The sequence below is a fragment of the Microbacterium sp. TPD7012 genome (assembly GCF_003075395.1).
GTDB lineage: Bacteria > Actinomycetota > Actinomycetes > Actinomycetales > Microbacteriaceae > Microbacterium.
On sequence record NZ_QDFV01000002.1, the window covers coordinates 577,007 to 591,521 of the forward strand.

Genomic DNA, 14,515 nt, shown 5'->3' on the forward strand with positions numbered 1-14,515 from the left:
CCTTGACAGGATCACGAGCGGATGCCGCGCCGGTCCCGCGTCAGCGGCGGGCGGGCGACGTCTCGCCGCCGCCCTCCGAGCCGGCCGGATCGCTCCCGGCATCGGTCGACGCGGCATCCGTCCGTCCGCCGCCGCGGAGCTCGGCCTCCAGCCGCTCGGCCTCCGCGCCGCTGATGGCCTCGCCGCGGGCGACGAGTCCTGCCTGGTCGGAGAGCGGGATCTGCTTGAGGAACAGCGACAGCACCAGGGCCAGCACGATGAACGGCACGAGGTACCAGAACACCGGCGCCAGCGCGTCGGCGTAGGCGGTGACGATGCCGTCCCGCACCTCGTCGGGCAACGAGTTCAGCGTGGAGGGGTCGATCGTCGACGCGGCCTGCGATGCGGCATCCGGCGATGCCCCGGCGTCGGCGAACACGCCGAGCAGGTTCTCGGTCAGTCGCGTGGTGAAGATCGTGCCGAACACGGCGGTGCCGAGCGAGGCTCCCACCTCGCGGAAGTAGTTGTTCGTGCTGGTCGCCGTGCCGATCTCGCCCGCAGGCACCGCGTTCTGCACGACGAGCACGACCACCTGCATGATGAGCCCGAGTCCCGCCCCGAACACGAACAGGAAGACGCAGATGAGCCAGATCGGCGTGGCCGCCGAGAGCGTGGTCATCGACACCATCGCGACGCCGGTGAGGATAGTGCCGACGATCGGATAGATCCGGTACTTCCCGGTCTTCGAGATCGCGATGCCGGAGAAGATCGACGTGCCGATGAGGCCGACCATCATGGGGATCATCAGCAGACCGGATGCCGCGGCCGAGGTGCCCGACGACATCTGCAGGAACGTGGGCACGAATCCGATCGCGGCGAACATGCCGATGCCGAGGACGAGGCCGATGGCCGTCGCGTTGACGAAGATCGGGTTCCGGAACAGGCTCAGCGGGATGATCGGGTCCTGCACCCGCGACTCCGTGATGACGAAGGCGGTGGCTGCGGCGATCAGTCCGGCGCCCCAGGCCCAGGTGGCCAGCGAGTCCCAGCCGAACTCGGCGTCGCCGCCGAAGTCGGTGAAGAAGATCAGGCACGTGGTCGCGATCGAGAGGAAGATCACGCCGAAGACGTCGATCGGCTTCTCGGCCTTCTTGCTCGGGAGCTTCAGCGCCACGAGGGCGATGATGAACGCGGCGATGCCGACCGGGATGTTGATGTAGAACGCCCACTGCCACGTCATGTGGTCGACGAAGAATCCGCCGAGGAGGGGGCCGGCGACGGCCGAGAGGCCGAACACCGCGCCGAGCGGGCCCATGTACTTGCCGCGCTCATTGGCGGGGACGATGTCGGCGATGATCGCCTGCGACAGGATCATCAGGCCGCCGCCGCCGAGGCCCTGGAGAGCGCGGAACACGACGAACATCCAGAAGTCGGTGGCGAAGGCGCAGCCGACGGATGCCAGCGTGAACAGGGCGATCGCGACGAGGAACAGGTTCCGCCTGCCGAGCACGTCGCCGAACTTGCCGTAGATGGGCATGACGATCGTGGTCGCCAGCAGGTACGCGGTGGTGATCCAGACCTGGTGGTCGACGCCCCCGAGCTGGCCGACGATCGTCGGCATCGCCGTGGAGACGATCGTCTGATCGAGGCTGGAGAGCAGCATCCCGGCGATGAGCGCGCTGAAGATGATCCAGATGCGGCGCTTCGTGAGGAGGAAGGGCGCATCCTTCGTGGCGGTGGCGGACATTCAGTCGACTTTCTGTGTCGGTGCGTAGACGGAGCGGGCGAGTTCGAGACGTCGCGTGATGAGCGCCTCGAAGGAATCGGTCGAGTGGTGGTGCAGGAGCTGGTCCATGGACAGCCGCACGAGGGCGCCGACGGAGTGCACCATGACCTCGGCGCGCAGATCGGGATCGGCGACATCGCCCATGCGGCGCACGATCAGCTCGATGTCGCGGCGTTCGTTCTTCGCGATCTGCTCGAACGCGGCCTTCAGCAGCCGCGGCTCCTGTTCGATGATCGCGAAGAGCTCGGCGGCATCTTCGAGCGGGTTGAAGAGTCCGAAGCGGTGGATCGTCAGACCCACGAAGTCATCCAGCAGCTCGCCGTGCTCGGAGACGAACGCCTCCTCGAGGGCTTCCTGCCGGGAGTCGATGGTGGCGAAGCCGAAGACCGCGTTCTCCTTGCTCTCGAAGTAGTTGAAGAACGTGCGCCGGGAGACCCCGACCTCGGCGCAGAGCTCCTCGACCGTGAAGCCGGCGAAGCCTCGGTCTGCCGTGAGCCGCCTGGCGACCTTCGTCAGCGCCCGCGAGGTCTCCCGCTTGCGCTGCTCTCTCAGTGAATCTGCACCTTGTTCCATAGAGTGCAAGTTTGCACTCTCAAGCTTGGAGTGCACTGTGAGTCCCGGCGGCACGCCTCACAGAGAAATGTCGGACGGATCTGTGACGATCGGCGCCCGGCATCCGTCCTAGTGGTGTCGCTGACCTGCGACCCGCACCCCGCGCGGATGCGAGACACGTACGAAGGAGCTCACCATGGCGAATGTGACGAATGCCGCTCAGGCCGGGACCCCGGCCGTCGCGCCGCATGAGGCGGTCGCGCCCGGCACGACCACGATCGAGGATGCCGTCGTCGCCAAGATCGCCGGCATCGCTGCGCGCGAGGTGAGCGGCGTGCACGCCCTCGGCGGAGGAGCCGCCCGCATGGTCGGCGCGATCCGCGATGCGCTCAACACCAGCGACCTCACGCAGGGCATCGCCGTCGAGGTCGGCGAGACCCAGGTCGCCGTCGACGTGACCATCGTCGCCGAGTACCCGGTCTCGCTCCAGAAGGTCGCCGACGACGTGCGCGCTGCGATCCATCGCGCGATGGTCGACTTCGTCGGCAAGGAGGTCTCCGAGGTCAACGTCACGGTCAACGACGTGCACATCGCGACGGACGACGACTGAGTCGATGCGCGATGATCCGATCCGATGGCGCATCCGTTCCGAATCTCCTAGGGGATCGGGACGAGGAGGTGAGCAGATGGCAGACGAACGCTTTCGCAGCGCGCTCGAGCACGCCGACGACCGCATCGTGGCCGGACGCGCCATGGATGGCGACGTCGAGTCGTTCGCGGTGCTCGTCCGGCGGTACACGCCGATGATGCGCGCGTACACCCACCGGATGCTGAACGCCTCGGCCGACGTGGACGACGTGGTGCAGGAGGCGTTCGTCACCGCATGGCAGCGGTTCTCCGAGCTAGAGGATCCGTCGAAGGTCAAGAGCTGGCTGATGAGGATCGTCAGCCGCAAGGCCGTCGACCGGATTCGCGCGCTCCGTCCCGTCGTCGACATCGACGACCTCGACCGCCCTGCCCCCGCGCACACCTCACCGGATGAGGTCGTGCAGGCGCGGGCCGGGATCGCGGCACTCGGGGCCGCACTGCGCGAGCTCCCGGATGAACAGCGCGAATGCTGGGTCCTCCGCGAGATGGGCGGCTACTCGTACGACGAGATCGCCGAGGAGCTCGGCATACCCGTCACGACCGCACGCGGCCTGCTGGCCCGTGCGAGGAAGTACATGATCGTACGGATGGAGGAGTGGCGATGAGCGACGACCACGGCACCCCCGACCGCCGTCGACTCGGACTCGAGCCGACCGATCTGGACGGGCACACCATCGAGGAGCTGACGGAGTACCTCGACGCCGACAGACAGCCGCTGAACCGCTCCATCGAGGAGTCGCCGGGCTGTCAGCTGGCCCTCGACGCCCTCGAGCGTCTCCACGGACTGAGCGGCGAGCTGATCGACGCCGATGCCGCGGCGGCTCCCGAGGTCGAGGCGGGCTGGGTCGACCGCATCCTCGCGGGCATCGCGATCGATGCGCGCGCGGGCCGGAGGATTCCGCTCGGGTCGCCGGAGCCGGGCGCGGATCTCGCGATCACCGAGGGTGCGGTGCGCGGCCTCATCCGATCGGCCGAGAACGCGGTACCAGGACTGCTGCTCGGGCGATGCCGCCTGGACGGAGACGTCACGGTGCCGGGGACACCCATCCGGGTCGAGATCGAGGCGAACGTCTTCCACGGCGAGCCGATCCCGCTTCTCGCGGATCGTCTCCGCGCGGAGGTCGACAGGCGACTGCGCCTGCACACAGAGCTCGTCATCGTCGCGATCGACATCGCGATCCGCGACATCCAGGAGGTCTCGTCGTGAACGGAGCGGAAGCGATGACGCCGGAGGTCCGCACCGGGCTCGCGCAGGAGATCGAAGGGGCCTTGCGGGCGACGCCGGGTGTCCGCAACGTCTACCGATCCGGCTCGCTGGTCTCCAACCTGCTCCGCGCGGGAGCTGTCGCGCTCGGTGTCGGTGACGACGAACGGCCGATCGTCTCGGTCGTCGTGAGGGACGAGGGCGTCGCCGTCGAGGCCTCGCTCGGCGTCGACGTCACCGCGTCATCGGGCGTCGTCCTGCGCGAGGCGTACGAGAGGGTCGACGCTGTGCTCCGCGCCGCGGGGCTGCAGAGGGAGAGCATCACGCTCACGGTCGTGTACGTGCAGTCGCGCGACGCCGCCTGACGCATCCTGCGCCGACAGGAAGTGCCGCCCTCCTCGACAGGGGAGGACGGCACTGCTGTCTCAGCGGCGGTGATCAGGCCGCGGCGCGCAGCCCGTCCACGAGAGGCGTGGTCGGCCGCCCGATCAGGCGCGCGAGGGTGCCGTCGGTGTCGGCGAGCGCACCGCCGCGGATGCCCGCGTCGAGGGCCACCACGAAGCCGATGGTCCCGGCATCGAGTCCCGCGGCTTCGAGCGCGGCGCTCTGCTCCTCGGCGGTGAGGGCCTGGTACGCGACCGGACGCCCCGACACCTCCGACATCGCCGAGGCGAGCTCCCCGTAGCTCCACGCGACGTCGCCGCCGAGCTCGTACACCTGACCGATGTGACCGTCTTCGAGAAGCACCACGGCTGCCGCATCCGCGAAGTCCTTCCGGCTCGCCGAGGCGACCCGTCCTTCGCCGACGCCGGCGGCGAGCACCCCGGTCTCGGCGGCACGGCGGAGATCGGCGACGTAGTTCTCGGTGTACCAGTTGTTGCGGAGGATCACGGCCGGAACACCCGACGCGGCGATGAGCTCCTCCGTCGCCTTGTGCTCGGGGGCCAGGACCAGGTCGCTCGTCGAGGCCTTCGGCGCGCTCGTGTAGACGAGCTTCGTGATGCCTGCCGTCTTCGCGGCGTCGATGACCGCCTGGTGCTGAGAGACGCGCTGACCGACTTCGGAGCCGGAGACGAGCGCGACGGAGTCGACGCCCTCCAACGCCGCCGCGATCGAGGCGGGATCCGCGTAGTCGAGGTGCACCACGCGCACGCCGAGGTCGGCGCCCTTGGCGACGTCGCGCGCGCCGGCGACGATGGACTGCGGATCGGCTCCGCGCTCGATGAGGCTGGCGATGATGAGGCGGCCGAGGTTTCCGGTGGCGCCGGTGACGAGGGTGGTCATGGGAGTCCTTTCGTGGATGACACCCTCGACAACCTCCGGAACCCCTCGGCGCATTCCACCCGGAGGGTACCCACTTTCAGGTAAGGTACCTACATGTCGGTGAGTTTCGCGCAGATCAAGGAGTCCACCCCTGCCGTCTTCGATCAGGGATGCGGCACCCGGGTCGTGCTCGACCACATCATGAGCAAATGGGGCGTGCTGATCCTCTCCTCCCTCTCCGACGGGACGCATCGATGGGGCGAGCTGCGCCGTGCGGTCGACGGCATCAGCGAGAAGATGCTCGCGTCCACTCTCCGCACGCTCGCCGACGACGGTCTCGTGCACCGCGAATCCCTGCCCACCGTGCCGCCGCACGTCGAGTACAGCCTGACTCCGCTCGGCCGCGATCTGATGGAGCGGATGCTGCCGCTGATGGAGTGGGTCGCCGACCACGCCGACGGAATGCTCGGGCGCGACTGAACCTGCGGAATCCGTCGTAGTACCCGACATCGAAGTGCGGAATCAGTCGGTGAAAGAAAACGATTGACGCGAGAACAGCAGTGGCTCTACTGTTCTGACATGGCAGCAACGACGCCGATTCATCTGGAACGACCCGACGGCAAGGGTCTGGCTGCGGGAACACTGGGACTCTGGGGATCGACCGTCATCGGTCTGGCCTCGACGGCTCCGGTGTACTCGCTCGTCGCAACGCTCGGATTCGTGGTTCTCGCGGTGGGTGCTCAGGCGCCGATCGCGTTCATCATCGCGTTCGTGCCGATGCTGCTCATCGCCTTCGCCTACCGCGAGCTCAACAACGCGGTGCCGGACTGCGGCACGACGTTCACCTGGGGGACCAAGGCCTTCGGTCCGTGGGTCGGCTGGATGGGCGGCTGGGGAGTCGCGGTCGCCGGCATGGTGGTGCTCGCCAACCTCGCCCAGATCGCCTCGGTCTACTTCTGGTCGCTGATCGGTCAGGACCTGGAGAACAACGACTGGCGCGTCGTGCTGGTCGCCGTGCTCTTCATCGCCGCGATGACCTGGGTCAGCTGGCGCGGGGTCGAGATCGGCGAGCGCATCCAGAACATCCTGCTGGGCATCCAGTACCTCGCGCTCGCGATCTTCGTGGTCACCGCGCTCTGGCAGTTCTTCGCCGGCACGGCACCCGACCCGACGCCGTTCGACATGGCCTGGCTCAACCCGTTCGCCTTCACCGACTTCGCCGGATTCACCGAGGCCATCCTGCTCGCCCTCTTCATCTACTGGGGCTGGGACACCTGCCTCGCGCTGAACGAGGAGACGAAGGACCCGAAGCGCATCCCTGGCCGCGCCGCTCTGCTCACCACCGTCATCCTGCTGTTCACGTACGTGGGCGTGACCATCGCCGCCATGATGTACGCGGGGCTCGGCGAGACCGGCACCGGTCTCGGCAACGAGGCCAACGCCGACGACTTCTTCCTGGCCATCAAGGACGGTCTGCTCGGCCCGTTCGGGTGGGTCCTCGTGGTCGCCGTGGTCATCTCGGCGATCTCCTCCACCCAGACGACGATCCTGCCGACCGCTCGCGGCACCCTCGCGATGGGCGTCTACCGGGCCTTGCCGGCGAAGTTCAAGGACGTGCACCCCACGTACAAGACGCCGTCGTTCTCGACGATCGTCATGGGCGTCGTCGCAGTGGCCTACTACGTCGGGATGACGCTGATCAGCGACAACATCCTGCAGGACTCGATCCTCTCTCTCGGGCTCGCGATCGCCTTCTACTACGCCATCACCGGCTTCGCGTGCGTGTGGTACTTCCGCAAGGACCTGACCCGGTCGGCCCGCGACTTCTTCTTCAAGGGCCTGTTCCCGCTGCTGGGCGGCCTGATGCTGGCGTGGGCGTTCATCCAGTCCGCGATCGACATGTGGGACGTCGACTACGGCTACACCGTGCTCTTCGGCATCGGGGGCACGTTCGTGATCGGCATCGGCTCCCTCGCCATCGGACTGGTGCTCATGTTCGTCTGGTACCTGTTCCCGCGCTCGAAGCGGTTCTTCCGCGGTGAGAGCCTGAACCGCGAGACGCAGGTGATGGTGCCCGACGAGCCGAGCGTGACCATCCGCTCGATCGACGGCGGCATCTGAGCGTCACCGGGCGGCGCGGGGGTCTGCCCTAGGCTTGCTCCGTGCGCATCCGGCTCGACATCGCCTACGACGGCACCCACTTCCGCGGCTGGGCGAAGCAGCCCACGCTCCGCACGGTGCAGGGAACGCTCGAGCCCGCGCTCGCCCGCATCGTCGGCTCCGATGTGCAGTTCGTCGTCGCCGGACGCACGGATGCCGGTGTGCACGCCACCGGGCAGGTGGCGCACGTCGACCTCGACGAGGCGCAGTGGGAGAGGATCGAAGCCCGGCACGGTCGCGCGGCGCAGGACCCCGCCGGCTCGATCGCAGGACGCCTGCGCGGCGTGCTCGGCGCATACTCCGACGTCACGGTCACGCGGACCTCGCTCGCGCCCGAGGGCTTCGACGCCCGATTCTCCGCCGTGTGGCGTCGCTACCGCTACCGGCTCGCCGATGCGGAGGCCGGGTTCGATCCGCTGCGGCGGCTCGACACCACGAGCATCCGCGGACGACTCGACGCGCAGGCGATGGATGCCGCGGCCCGCACCCTCATCGGACTCCACGACTTCGCGGCCTACTGCAAGCCGCGCGAGGAGGCGACGACGATCCGCACCCTCCTCGACTACCGCTGGACGCGCGACGCCGACGGCGTGCTCGTGGCCGAGGTCAAGGCCGACGCGTTCTGCCACAGCATGGTGCGTGCCCTCGTGGGCGGATGCGTCGCCGTCGGAGAGGGGCGGCTCGACATCGGCGACCTCGTGGTGCTGAGGGACGCTCTGACGCGCACGAGCGAGTTCAAGGTGCTGGCGGCGCGCGGCCTGACGCTGACCGAGGTCGGCTACCCGGCCGACGAGCTGCTCGCCGCCCGCGCGGAGCAGACGCGCGCTCGCCGTGACGCGAAAGACGACGGCGCCTGACGGCATCCGTCGTCTCGGAGGTCGTGCAAGCCGTTCCCCGCGACGGCGCCGACCGACCGTAAGCTGAACCCGGCAGACCTCTTCACGGTACGACGGGGGAAACGTGACGGATCGGATCGACGCCCGGACAGGGGCCTTCGCCGCGGCCCTGCGCGCGGCGATCTCCGAGCGCGGCATCACGCTGTCACGGCTCCAGCAGGGGCTCGCCGACGACGGCAACCTCGTGTCGATGGCGACCCTCAGCTACTGGCGGTCGGGCGACCGACAGCCGGAGGGCGCCCAGTCGCTGAGCGCGGTCGACGGCATCGAGGATCGCCTCGGACTCGCGCGCGGGCACCTGAGCTCGTTGCTCGGGCCGTCGACGCGACTCGGACCGGTGGCGCCGCCTCGGCTGCCGTTCGACGAGGAGCGTGAGAACCGGGAGACGGAGGAGACGCTGCGCGCGCTGAAGTCCTCCCCGCAGGAGGCGCTGCGCGATCTCTCCACCCATGTCACCGTGCGGGTCGGAGCGAGCGGCGCAGTCGAGAGCGTCGTGATGCGCTCGCTCGTGCAGGCCACGCAGGGCGTGATCACAGAGCTCCCGCTCGTCGACGTCGCTCCCGAGGAGACCGAGGTGATGTCGGTGATCACCGACGTCGTCGGCGGTCGCATCGACCGGGAGTACCTGCATCCCGGCCATCTTCTCTCCGGGGTGGTGATCGCGCTCGATCAGCCGATCACGACCGGCGGCACCACGCTCGTGGAGTTCACCGAGACGTTCCCGCCCGGCTATCCACCGCGCCAGTCCGCCTGGCATGCGACGTCGAGGCCCGCGCGCGAGACCCTGATCTGGGTGCGCTTCCACCCGGACGCCCTGCCTTCCTGGTGCGAGGAGTACATCGAGACCGAAGACGACTGCACGTCGTCGATGCGGCCGGTGCAGAGCGGCTCCGTGCATCTCGTGCGTCACGGATTCGGGCCGGGGGTGCTCGGCATCCGCTGGGGATACGACGAGTGATCGGAGCCGGTGCACAGCCGCGACGGGTAGCGTGGGAGGGGTCATGAAGGTCATCTCGTACAACCTCCAGAAGCACCGGGCCGCGGGCGAGCTCGCCGCTCTCGTGCGCGAGCACGACCCCGACATCCTCTGCCTGCAGGAGTGCGACGTGCCGGAGCTCCCGCCGCGGATCGGCGGACTCGTCCTCGCGGACGCCACGCACGGCAACCGGCTCGGCATCGCGCTCTTCTATCGGGAGAGCACCTATCACCTGCAGGGGATCCGCATGCTCGGGCTCAAGAAGTCCCTGCACGACCGGATCGCGAAGCCGGCGCACGAGCGCGTGCTCGGGGCGCGTCTGCGCGACATCGACGACGGTCATGACTTCATCGTGGCCTCGTTCCACGCCGCCCCCCTGACAGCGCTCAACTCCCTCCGCCGTCATCAGATCCGTGCCGCGCTCACCGAGCTCGCGACACTCGGCGAGGGGCTGCCGCAGCTCATGGTCGGGGACTACAACTACCCGATCTTCAAGGAGAACCTCGGACAGGCGGTTCGCGACCACGGGTATGCGCTGACCCTGAGCGACGACCACACCTACACGCGCTACCGCGTGTTCCGCGGGCACTACGACTTCGCCACCTCGACGGGTTTCGAGATCGAGCGCATCACCACGCTGCCCCAGGGGTCGAGCGACCATCGACCGATCCTGGTGACGGTCAAGCCGGACTGAGAGCCGCCCGCTCAGGCCGCGCCGGTGCGGAATGCCGCACGGTGCGCCGCAGGACTGACGCCGAGTCTCTGACGGAAGTGCAGACGCAGCGACACCGCGCTGCCGAAGCCGGCGAGCTCCGCGACCCTCTCGACCGTGTCGTCGCCGCTCTCGAGCAGGGTGCGAGCGAACTCGACCCTCTGGTCGAGCAGCCACTGCTGCGGACTCGTCGCGGTGCGGTCGCGGAAGCGTCGCGTGAACGTGCGCCGGGACATGTGCGTCGACGCCGCCCAGCCGTCCACATCGATGGGCGTGCCGAGGCGCTCGCGCGCCCACCGCATCGCCCCGCCGATCGGGTCGTCGGCCGACACGGCGACCACCGGAGCGGGGATGTACTGCGCCTGCGACCCCGTGCGATGAGGCGCGAGCACCAGGGAGCGGGCCAGCGCCGCCGCCGCGACGCTCCCGTGGTCCGAGCGGACGATGTGGAGGCAGCAGTCCAGCGCTGCCGCGGCGCCGGCGGACGTCACCACGTCGCCCAGATCGGACCACAGCACGTCGTCGCGCACCCGTACCTGCGGCTCCGCGGCCGACAGCCGGTCGGCGGCGGCCCAGTGCGTCGACACCTCGCGCCCATCCGCGATGCCGGACGCGGAGACCACGATGGTTCCCAGGCAGAGCCCGACGATGCGCGCACCGCGACGGTGCGCCCTCCGCACCGCGTCGAGCAGCTCGGTCGAGGGCTCCGACCCGTGGCGCCAGCTGGGGATGACGACGAGGTCGGCCTCGTCCATCGCCTCGAGCCCGACCTCGACCCGGATGCCGTATCCCGCCGCGGTCGGCATCGATCCGGGCTGCTCGGCGCAGACCTCGACGTCGTAGAGGCCGCTCACGCCGTCGAGCCCGGCTCCGCCGAAGACGAGCGTCGGGACGGACAGGTGGAAGGGGCTGATGTGCGGGAAGGCGAGCACCGCGACGCGAGAGCGGGAAGCGGGGGAGAGCATGGCCCGATCTTATCGGAAGTGTGCGTTCAGGCCACTGGGCCCGCGACGGAGGATGGCGGAGACTCGATCCATGACACAGATCTCTGCTCTCCTCGTCGGAGGCCCCACGCTCCACTTCACCTACGCGGGACTCGGATTCCTGACCGACCCGACCTTCGACGAGCCGGGCTCGTACGATGGTCCGATCGTGCTCCGCAAGCTGACGGGCCCGGCGGTGCCGGCATCCGCTCTCGGTGCGATCGACGTCGTGCTGCTGTCGCACGACCAGCACGATGACAACCTCGACACGGCAGGACGGGCGCTGCTCGAGGAGGTGCCGCTCGTGCTCGGCACCGAGGAGTCGGCCACGCGCATCTCGGGCATCTCGGGCCTCGCCCCCTGGCAGCAGCACCGCGTCGGCGACGTCGTCGTCACCGCGGTGCCGGCACTGCACGGGCCCGAGGGCGCCGAGGCCCTGTCCGGTCCGGTGACGGGATTCGTGCTCGAAGCCGAGGGTCACCCCACGGTGTACGTCTCCGGCGACAACGCCTCCGTCGACCTGGTCCGCGAGATCGCCGCGCGCTTCCCCGGCATCGGGGTCGCCGTGCTCTTCGCCGGAGCCGCGAACGTGGGGCGGTTCGGAGACATCGACCTGACGCTGAACGCGCGCACCGCGCTGGAGGCGGCCGAGGTGCTCTCCTCCGCCGTCATCGTCCCGGTGCACGCGGAGGGCTGGTTCCACTTCTCCGAGACCCGGGAGCGGCTCGTCGCGATGTTCGAGTACGCCGGGCAGGGCGACCGGCTCCGCGTGCTGGCGGCGGGGGAGCGCGTCGCGATCGGCTGAGGCCGGTTTGGGGGAAGGGCATCGGGTGGCGTATGCTGTCTCTTTGGTGCCCTTCTCCTCACTGCGGGGAAGATGCACTATCCGAACGTGAGCCCTCCACTGGCGTGTTCCTCCCCCTGGGGAAGAACCACCCCGGAGTGGGATTCACGAACTTCTCCGTTCGAACAAGAAAGCAGCACTATCGTGACGCGCACTTACACCCCGAAGGCCGGCGAGGTCCAGCGTGACTGGGTCGTCATCGACGCCACCGACGTCGTTCTCGGCCGCCTGGCTTCGCACGCCGCTACGCTCCTGCGTGGCAAGCACAAGCCCACCTTCGCCAACCACATCGACTCGGGTGACTTCGTCATCATCGTGAACGCCGACAAGGTCGCGCTCACCGGTCAGAAGCTCCAGAAGAAGCTGGCTTACCGTCACTCGGGTTACCCGGGCGGCCTCAAGTCGGTCACCTACGCCGAGCTCCTCGAGAAGAACCCGATCCGCGCTGTGGAGAAGGCCATCCGTGGCATGCTCCCCAAGAACAGCCTGGGCCGTCAGCAGCTGTCGAAGCTCAAGGTGTACGTCGGTGCCGAGCACCCGCACGCCGCGCAGCAGCCCCAGCCGTACACCCTCGACCAGGTCGCCCAGTAAGCGCCGTAAAGACTTAAGGACATACTCGTGGCTGACATCCAGGACACCACCGAAACCCCCCAGAACTTCTCGACGTCGACCCCCGAGACCGAAGCAGTCGAGGCGGCTCCCCGCCCCGTGCTCAGCGTCCCGGGTGCCGCTGTCGGCCGTCGCAAGCAGGCCATCGCCCGCGTGCGCATCGTCCCCGGCTCGGGAACGATCACGGTCAACGGCCGCACGATCGAGGACTACTTCCCGAACAAGCTGCACCAGCAGCTGATCAACGACCCGTTCACGGTGCTCAACCTCACCGGTGCCTACGACGTCATCGCCCGCATCTCGGGTGGTGGCCCCTCGGGTCAGGCCGGCGCGCTCCGTCTCGGCATCGCCCGTTCGCTGAACGGCATCGACGAGGAGAACAACCGCCCGACCCTCAAGAAGGCCGGCTTCCTCTCGCGCGACGCTCGCGTCAAGGAGCGCAAGAAGGCTGGTCTCAAGAAGGCCCGTAAGGCGCCTCAGTACTCGAAGCGTTAAGGTCCACTGCTCCGATGCCGATCTTTGGCACGGACGGCGTGCGAGGACTTGCCAACGGCATCCTCACCGCCGACCTGGCGCTCACCCTGGCCCAGGCGACTGCTGTCGTCCTGGGCCAGGGCCGTACTGCGGAGTCTCGCAAAGCCGAAGGCAAGCGACTCACCGCAGTTGTCGCCCGCGACCCCCGGGTCTCGGGACACTTCCTCACGGCCGCCGTGTCGGCGGGACTGGCGTCCTCGGGCGTCGATGTGCTCGAGGCGGGCGTCATCCCGACGCCGGCGCTCGCGTTCCTCGTCGCAGACCGTGACGCCGACTTCGGCGTGATGATCTCGGCGTCTCACAACGCCGCGCCCGACAACGGCATCAAGATCTTCGCGCGCGGCGGGCGCAAGCTGCCCGACGTGGTCGAGCAGCGCATCGAAGAGGCGATGTCGGGGGAGATGCTCCGCCCGACCGGCGCCGGCGTCGGCCGCATCGAGCGGTTCTCCGACGCCGAGGACCGCTACGTCCTTCACCTCCTCGGATCCCTGCCGAACCAGCTCGACGGCCTGCACGTCGTGCTGGACTGCGCCCACGGTGCCGCATCCGGTGTGTCTCCCGAGACGTTCCGCGACGCGGGCGCCGAGGTGACCGTGATCGGCGCCGACCCCGACGGCTGGAACATCAACGACGGCGTCGGCTCGACCCACCTCGACAACCTCGCGGAGGCCGTCGTGCGTCTGGGGGCCGATATCGGCATCGCCCACGACGGCGATGCGGACCGCTGCCTGGCTGTCGACGCCGAGGGCAACCACATCGACGGCGACCAGATCATGGCGATCCTGGCCGTCTCGATGAAGGAGCGCGGGCACCTCACCGATGACACGCTCGTCGCGACCGTGATGAGCAACCTCGGTCTGCACGTCGCCATGCGCGAGCACGGCATCACGGTGCGTCAGACCGCCGTCGGCGACCGCTACGTGCTCGAGGACATGAACGCGGGCGGCTACGCCCTGGGCGGCGAGCAGTCGGGTCACGTCATCATGAGCGAGTACGCGACCACGGGCGACGGACTCCTCACGGGTCTGCACCTCGTGGCCGAGATGGCGCGTCAGAAGAAGTCGATCGCCGAGCTCGCCTCGGTGATGAACGTCTACCCGCAGGTGCTCATCAACGTCCGCGACGTCGACAAGGACCGCGTGGCCGACGACGAGCACGTGCAGCAGGCCGTCCGAGAGGTCGAAGCCGAGCTCGGCGAGACCGGGCGTGTGCTGCTGCGCAAGTCCGGCACCGAGCCGCTCGTGCGCGTCATGGTGGAAGCGGCGGATGCCGAGTCGGTGCGCGAGTACGCGGATCGTCTGGCCGGCGTCGTGCAGGAGCGCCTGGCTCTCTGACACGGCCGTCTGCGGTACGACATCGAAACGCCCCC

The 14,515-nt window shown here is 68.7% G+C and carries 17 protein-coding genes; 13 read left to right on the forward strand and 4 right to left on the reverse strand.

Features of this window, described 5'->3' with window-relative positions; translation table 11 throughout:
* Nucleotides 1-40 precede the first annotated feature (40 nt).
* Both DC434_RS06785 and DC434_RS06790 read right to left on the reverse strand, forming a co-directional pair.
* On the reverse strand, nucleotides 41-1,726 hold the full coding sequence (locus DC434_RS06785) for an MDR family MFS transporter (RefSeq protein WP_243408841.1): 1,686 nt from the start codon (nucleotides 1,724-1,726) through the stop codon (nucleotides 41-43).
* Nucleotides 1,727-2,338, reverse strand: coding sequence for a TetR family transcriptional regulator (locus DC434_RS06790; RefSeq protein WP_116634511.1), 612 nt, complete (start codon nucleotides 2,336-2,338; stop codon nucleotides 1,727-1,729). It lies immediately after the preceding gene.
* A 175-nt stretch (nucleotides 2,339-2,513) separates the two neighbouring features.
* Between DC434_RS06790 and DC434_RS06795 the strand changes: the two genes are divergently transcribed.
* The 4 genes from DC434_RS06795 (at nucleotide 2,514) to DC434_RS06810 (ending at nucleotide 4,534) form a co-directional block, all read left to right on the forward strand.
* On the forward strand, nucleotides 2,514-2,927 hold the full coding sequence (locus DC434_RS06795; protein ID WP_116634512.1) for an Asp23/Gls24 family envelope stress response protein: 414 nt from the start codon (nucleotides 2,514-2,516) through the stop codon (nucleotides 2,925-2,927).
* 76 nt (nucleotides 2,928-3,003) lie between these two features.
* Nucleotides 3,004-3,570, forward strand: a complete 567-nt coding sequence (locus DC434_RS06800; RefSeq protein WP_116634513.1) for an RNA polymerase sigma factor — start codon at nucleotides 3,004-3,006, stop codon at nucleotides 3,568-3,570.
* On the forward strand, nucleotides 3,567-4,172 hold the full coding sequence (locus DC434_RS06805; RefSeq protein ID WP_116634514.1) for a hypothetical protein: 606 nt from the start codon (nucleotides 3,567-3,569) through the stop codon (nucleotides 4,170-4,172). The genes DC434_RS06800 and DC434_RS06805 overlap by 4 nt, the downstream gene beginning before the upstream one ends.
* Nucleotides 4,169-4,534 (forward strand): hypothetical protein, encoded by a 366-nt coding sequence (locus tag DC434_RS06810; protein ID WP_243408842.1) that lies wholly within the window; start codon nucleotides 4,169-4,171, stop codon nucleotides 4,532-4,534. The genes DC434_RS06805 and DC434_RS06810 overlap by 4 nt, the downstream gene beginning before the upstream one ends.
* A 73-nt stretch (nucleotides 4,535-4,607) precedes the next feature.
* Here DC434_RS06810 and DC434_RS06815 read toward each other — a convergent pair whose 3' ends face one another.
* Nucleotides 4,608-5,453, reverse strand: coding sequence for an SDR family oxidoreductase (locus DC434_RS06815; protein ID WP_116634515.1), 846 nt, complete (start codon nucleotides 5,451-5,453; stop codon nucleotides 4,608-4,610).
* A 93-nt stretch (nucleotides 5,454-5,546) separates the two neighbouring features.
* On the opposite strand from DC434_RS06815, the gene DC434_RS06820 reads away from it, so the two are divergent.
* The 5 genes from DC434_RS06820 (at nucleotide 5,547) to DC434_RS06840 (ending at nucleotide 10,158) form a co-directional block, all read left to right on the forward strand.
* Entirely contained in the window at nucleotides 5,547-5,912 is a 366-nt protein-coding gene (locus tag DC434_RS06820) for a helix-turn-helix domain-containing protein (protein ID WP_116634516.1), read from the forward strand.
* A 99-nt stretch (nucleotides 5,913-6,011) separates the two neighbouring features.
* Nucleotides 6,012-7,553: an APC family permease gene (locus DC434_RS06825; protein ID WP_116634517.1), complete on the forward strand. Its 1,542-nt coding sequence runs from the start codon at nucleotides 6,012-6,014 to the stop codon at nucleotides 7,551-7,553.
* A gap of 41 nt (nucleotides 7,554-7,594) precedes the next feature.
* A complete protein-coding gene (gene truA / locus DC434_RS06830; protein ID WP_116634518.1) occupies nucleotides 7,595-8,449 on the forward strand; it encodes a tRNA pseudouridine(38-40) synthase TruA in 855 nt (284 codons plus the stop codon).
* Between the two features lie 103 nt (nucleotides 8,450-8,552).
* Nucleotides 8,553-9,446 (forward strand): hypothetical protein, encoded by an 894-nt coding sequence (locus DC434_RS06835; protein WP_116634519.1) that lies wholly within the window; start codon nucleotides 8,553-8,555, stop codon nucleotides 9,444-9,446.
* Between the two features lie 43 nt (nucleotides 9,447-9,489).
* A complete protein-coding gene (locus DC434_RS06840) occupies nucleotides 9,490-10,158 on the forward strand; it encodes an endonuclease/exonuclease/phosphatase family protein (RefSeq protein ID WP_116634520.1) in 669 nt (222 codons plus the stop codon).
* Nucleotides 10,159-10,169: 11 nt separating this feature from the next.
* On the opposite strand, the gene DC434_RS06845 is transcribed toward DC434_RS06840, so the two are convergent.
* Nucleotides 10,170-11,141: a helix-turn-helix domain-containing protein gene (locus DC434_RS06845; protein WP_116634521.1), complete on the reverse strand. Its 972-nt coding sequence runs from the start codon at nucleotides 11,139-11,141 to the stop codon at nucleotides 10,170-10,172.
* A 70-nt stretch (nucleotides 11,142-11,211) separates the two neighbouring features.
* On the opposite strand from DC434_RS06845, the gene DC434_RS06850 reads away from it, so the two are divergent.
* The 4 genes from DC434_RS06850 to glmM all read left to right on the forward strand — a co-directional run bounded on the left by DC434_RS06850 (nucleotide 11,212) and on the right by glmM (nucleotide 14,480).
* Nucleotides 11,212-11,964 carry an MBL fold metallo-hydrolase gene (locus tag DC434_RS06850; RefSeq protein ID WP_243408843.1) on the forward strand — a complete coding sequence of 251 codons (753 nt, stop codon included), beginning with the start codon at nucleotides 11,212-11,214 and terminating at the stop codon, nucleotides 11,962-11,964.
* Nucleotides 11,965-12,147: 183 nt separating this feature from the next.
* Complete coding sequence (gene rplM, locus DC434_RS06855; RefSeq protein WP_116634523.1) at nucleotides 12,148-12,594, forward strand: 50S ribosomal protein L13; 447 nt, start codon at nucleotides 12,148-12,150, stop codon at nucleotides 12,592-12,594.
* A 27-nt stretch (nucleotides 12,595-12,621) separates the two neighbouring features.
* On the forward strand, nucleotides 12,622-13,107 hold the full coding sequence (gene rpsI, locus DC434_RS06860; RefSeq protein WP_046012472.1) for a 30S ribosomal protein S9: 486 nt from the start codon (nucleotides 12,622-12,624) through the stop codon (nucleotides 13,105-13,107).
* 14 nt (nucleotides 13,108-13,121) lie between these two features.
* The gene (glmM, locus tag DC434_RS06865) at nucleotides 13,122-14,480 is read left to right on the forward strand and encodes a phosphoglucosamine mutase (protein WP_116634524.1); all 1,359 of its coding nucleotides are present in this window, start codon (nucleotides 13,122-13,124) and stop codon (nucleotides 14,478-14,480) included.
* Nucleotides 14,481-14,515 lie beyond the last annotated feature (35 nt).

Excerpts from the sequence above, each read along its gene's own strand:
- DC434_RS06785 (WP_243408841.1), bottom strand. The coding sequence starts at position 1,726 with ATGTCCGCCACCGCCACGAAGGATGCGCCCTTCCTCCTCACGAAGCGC.
- DC434_RS06790 (WP_116634511.1), bottom strand. The coding sequence starts at position 2,338 with ATGGAACAAGGTGCAGATTCACTGAGAGAGCAGCGCAAGCGGGAGACC.
- DC434_RS06795 (WP_116634512.1), top strand. The coding sequence starts at position 2,514 with ATGGCGAATGTGACGAATGCCGCTCAGGCCGGGACCCCGGCCGTCGCG.
- DC434_RS06800 (WP_116634513.1), top strand. The coding sequence starts at position 3,004 with ATGGCAGACGAACGCTTTCGCAGCGCGCTCGAGCACGCCGACGACCGC.
- DC434_RS06805 (WP_116634514.1), top strand. The coding sequence starts at position 3,567 with ATGAGCGACGACCACGGCACCCCCGACCGCCGTCGACTCGGACTCGAG.
- DC434_RS06815 (WP_116634515.1), bottom strand. The coding sequence starts at position 5,453 with ATGACCACCCTCGTCACCGGCGCCACCGGAAACCTCGGCCGCCTCATC.
- DC434_RS06820 (WP_116634516.1), top strand. The coding sequence starts at position 5,547 with ATGTCGGTGAGTTTCGCGCAGATCAAGGAGTCCACCCCTGCCGTCTTC.
- DC434_RS06825 (WP_116634517.1), top strand. The coding sequence starts at position 6,012 with ATGGCAGCAACGACGCCGATTCATCTGGAACGACCCGACGGCAAGGGT.
- DC434_RS06840 (WP_116634520.1), top strand. The coding sequence starts at position 9,490 with ATGAAGGTCATCTCGTACAACCTCCAGAAGCACCGGGCCGCGGGCGAG.
- DC434_RS06845 (WP_116634521.1), bottom strand. The coding sequence starts at position 11,141 with ATGCTCTCCCCCGCTTCCCGCTCTCGCGTCGCGGTGCTCGCCTTCCCG.
- DC434_RS06850 (WP_243408843.1), top strand. The coding sequence starts at position 11,212 with ATGACACAGATCTCTGCTCTCCTCGTCGGAGGCCCCACGCTCCACTTC.
- glmM (WP_116634524.1), top strand. The coding sequence starts at position 13,122 with ATGCCGATCTTTGGCACGGACGGCGTGCGAGGACTTGCCAACGGCATC.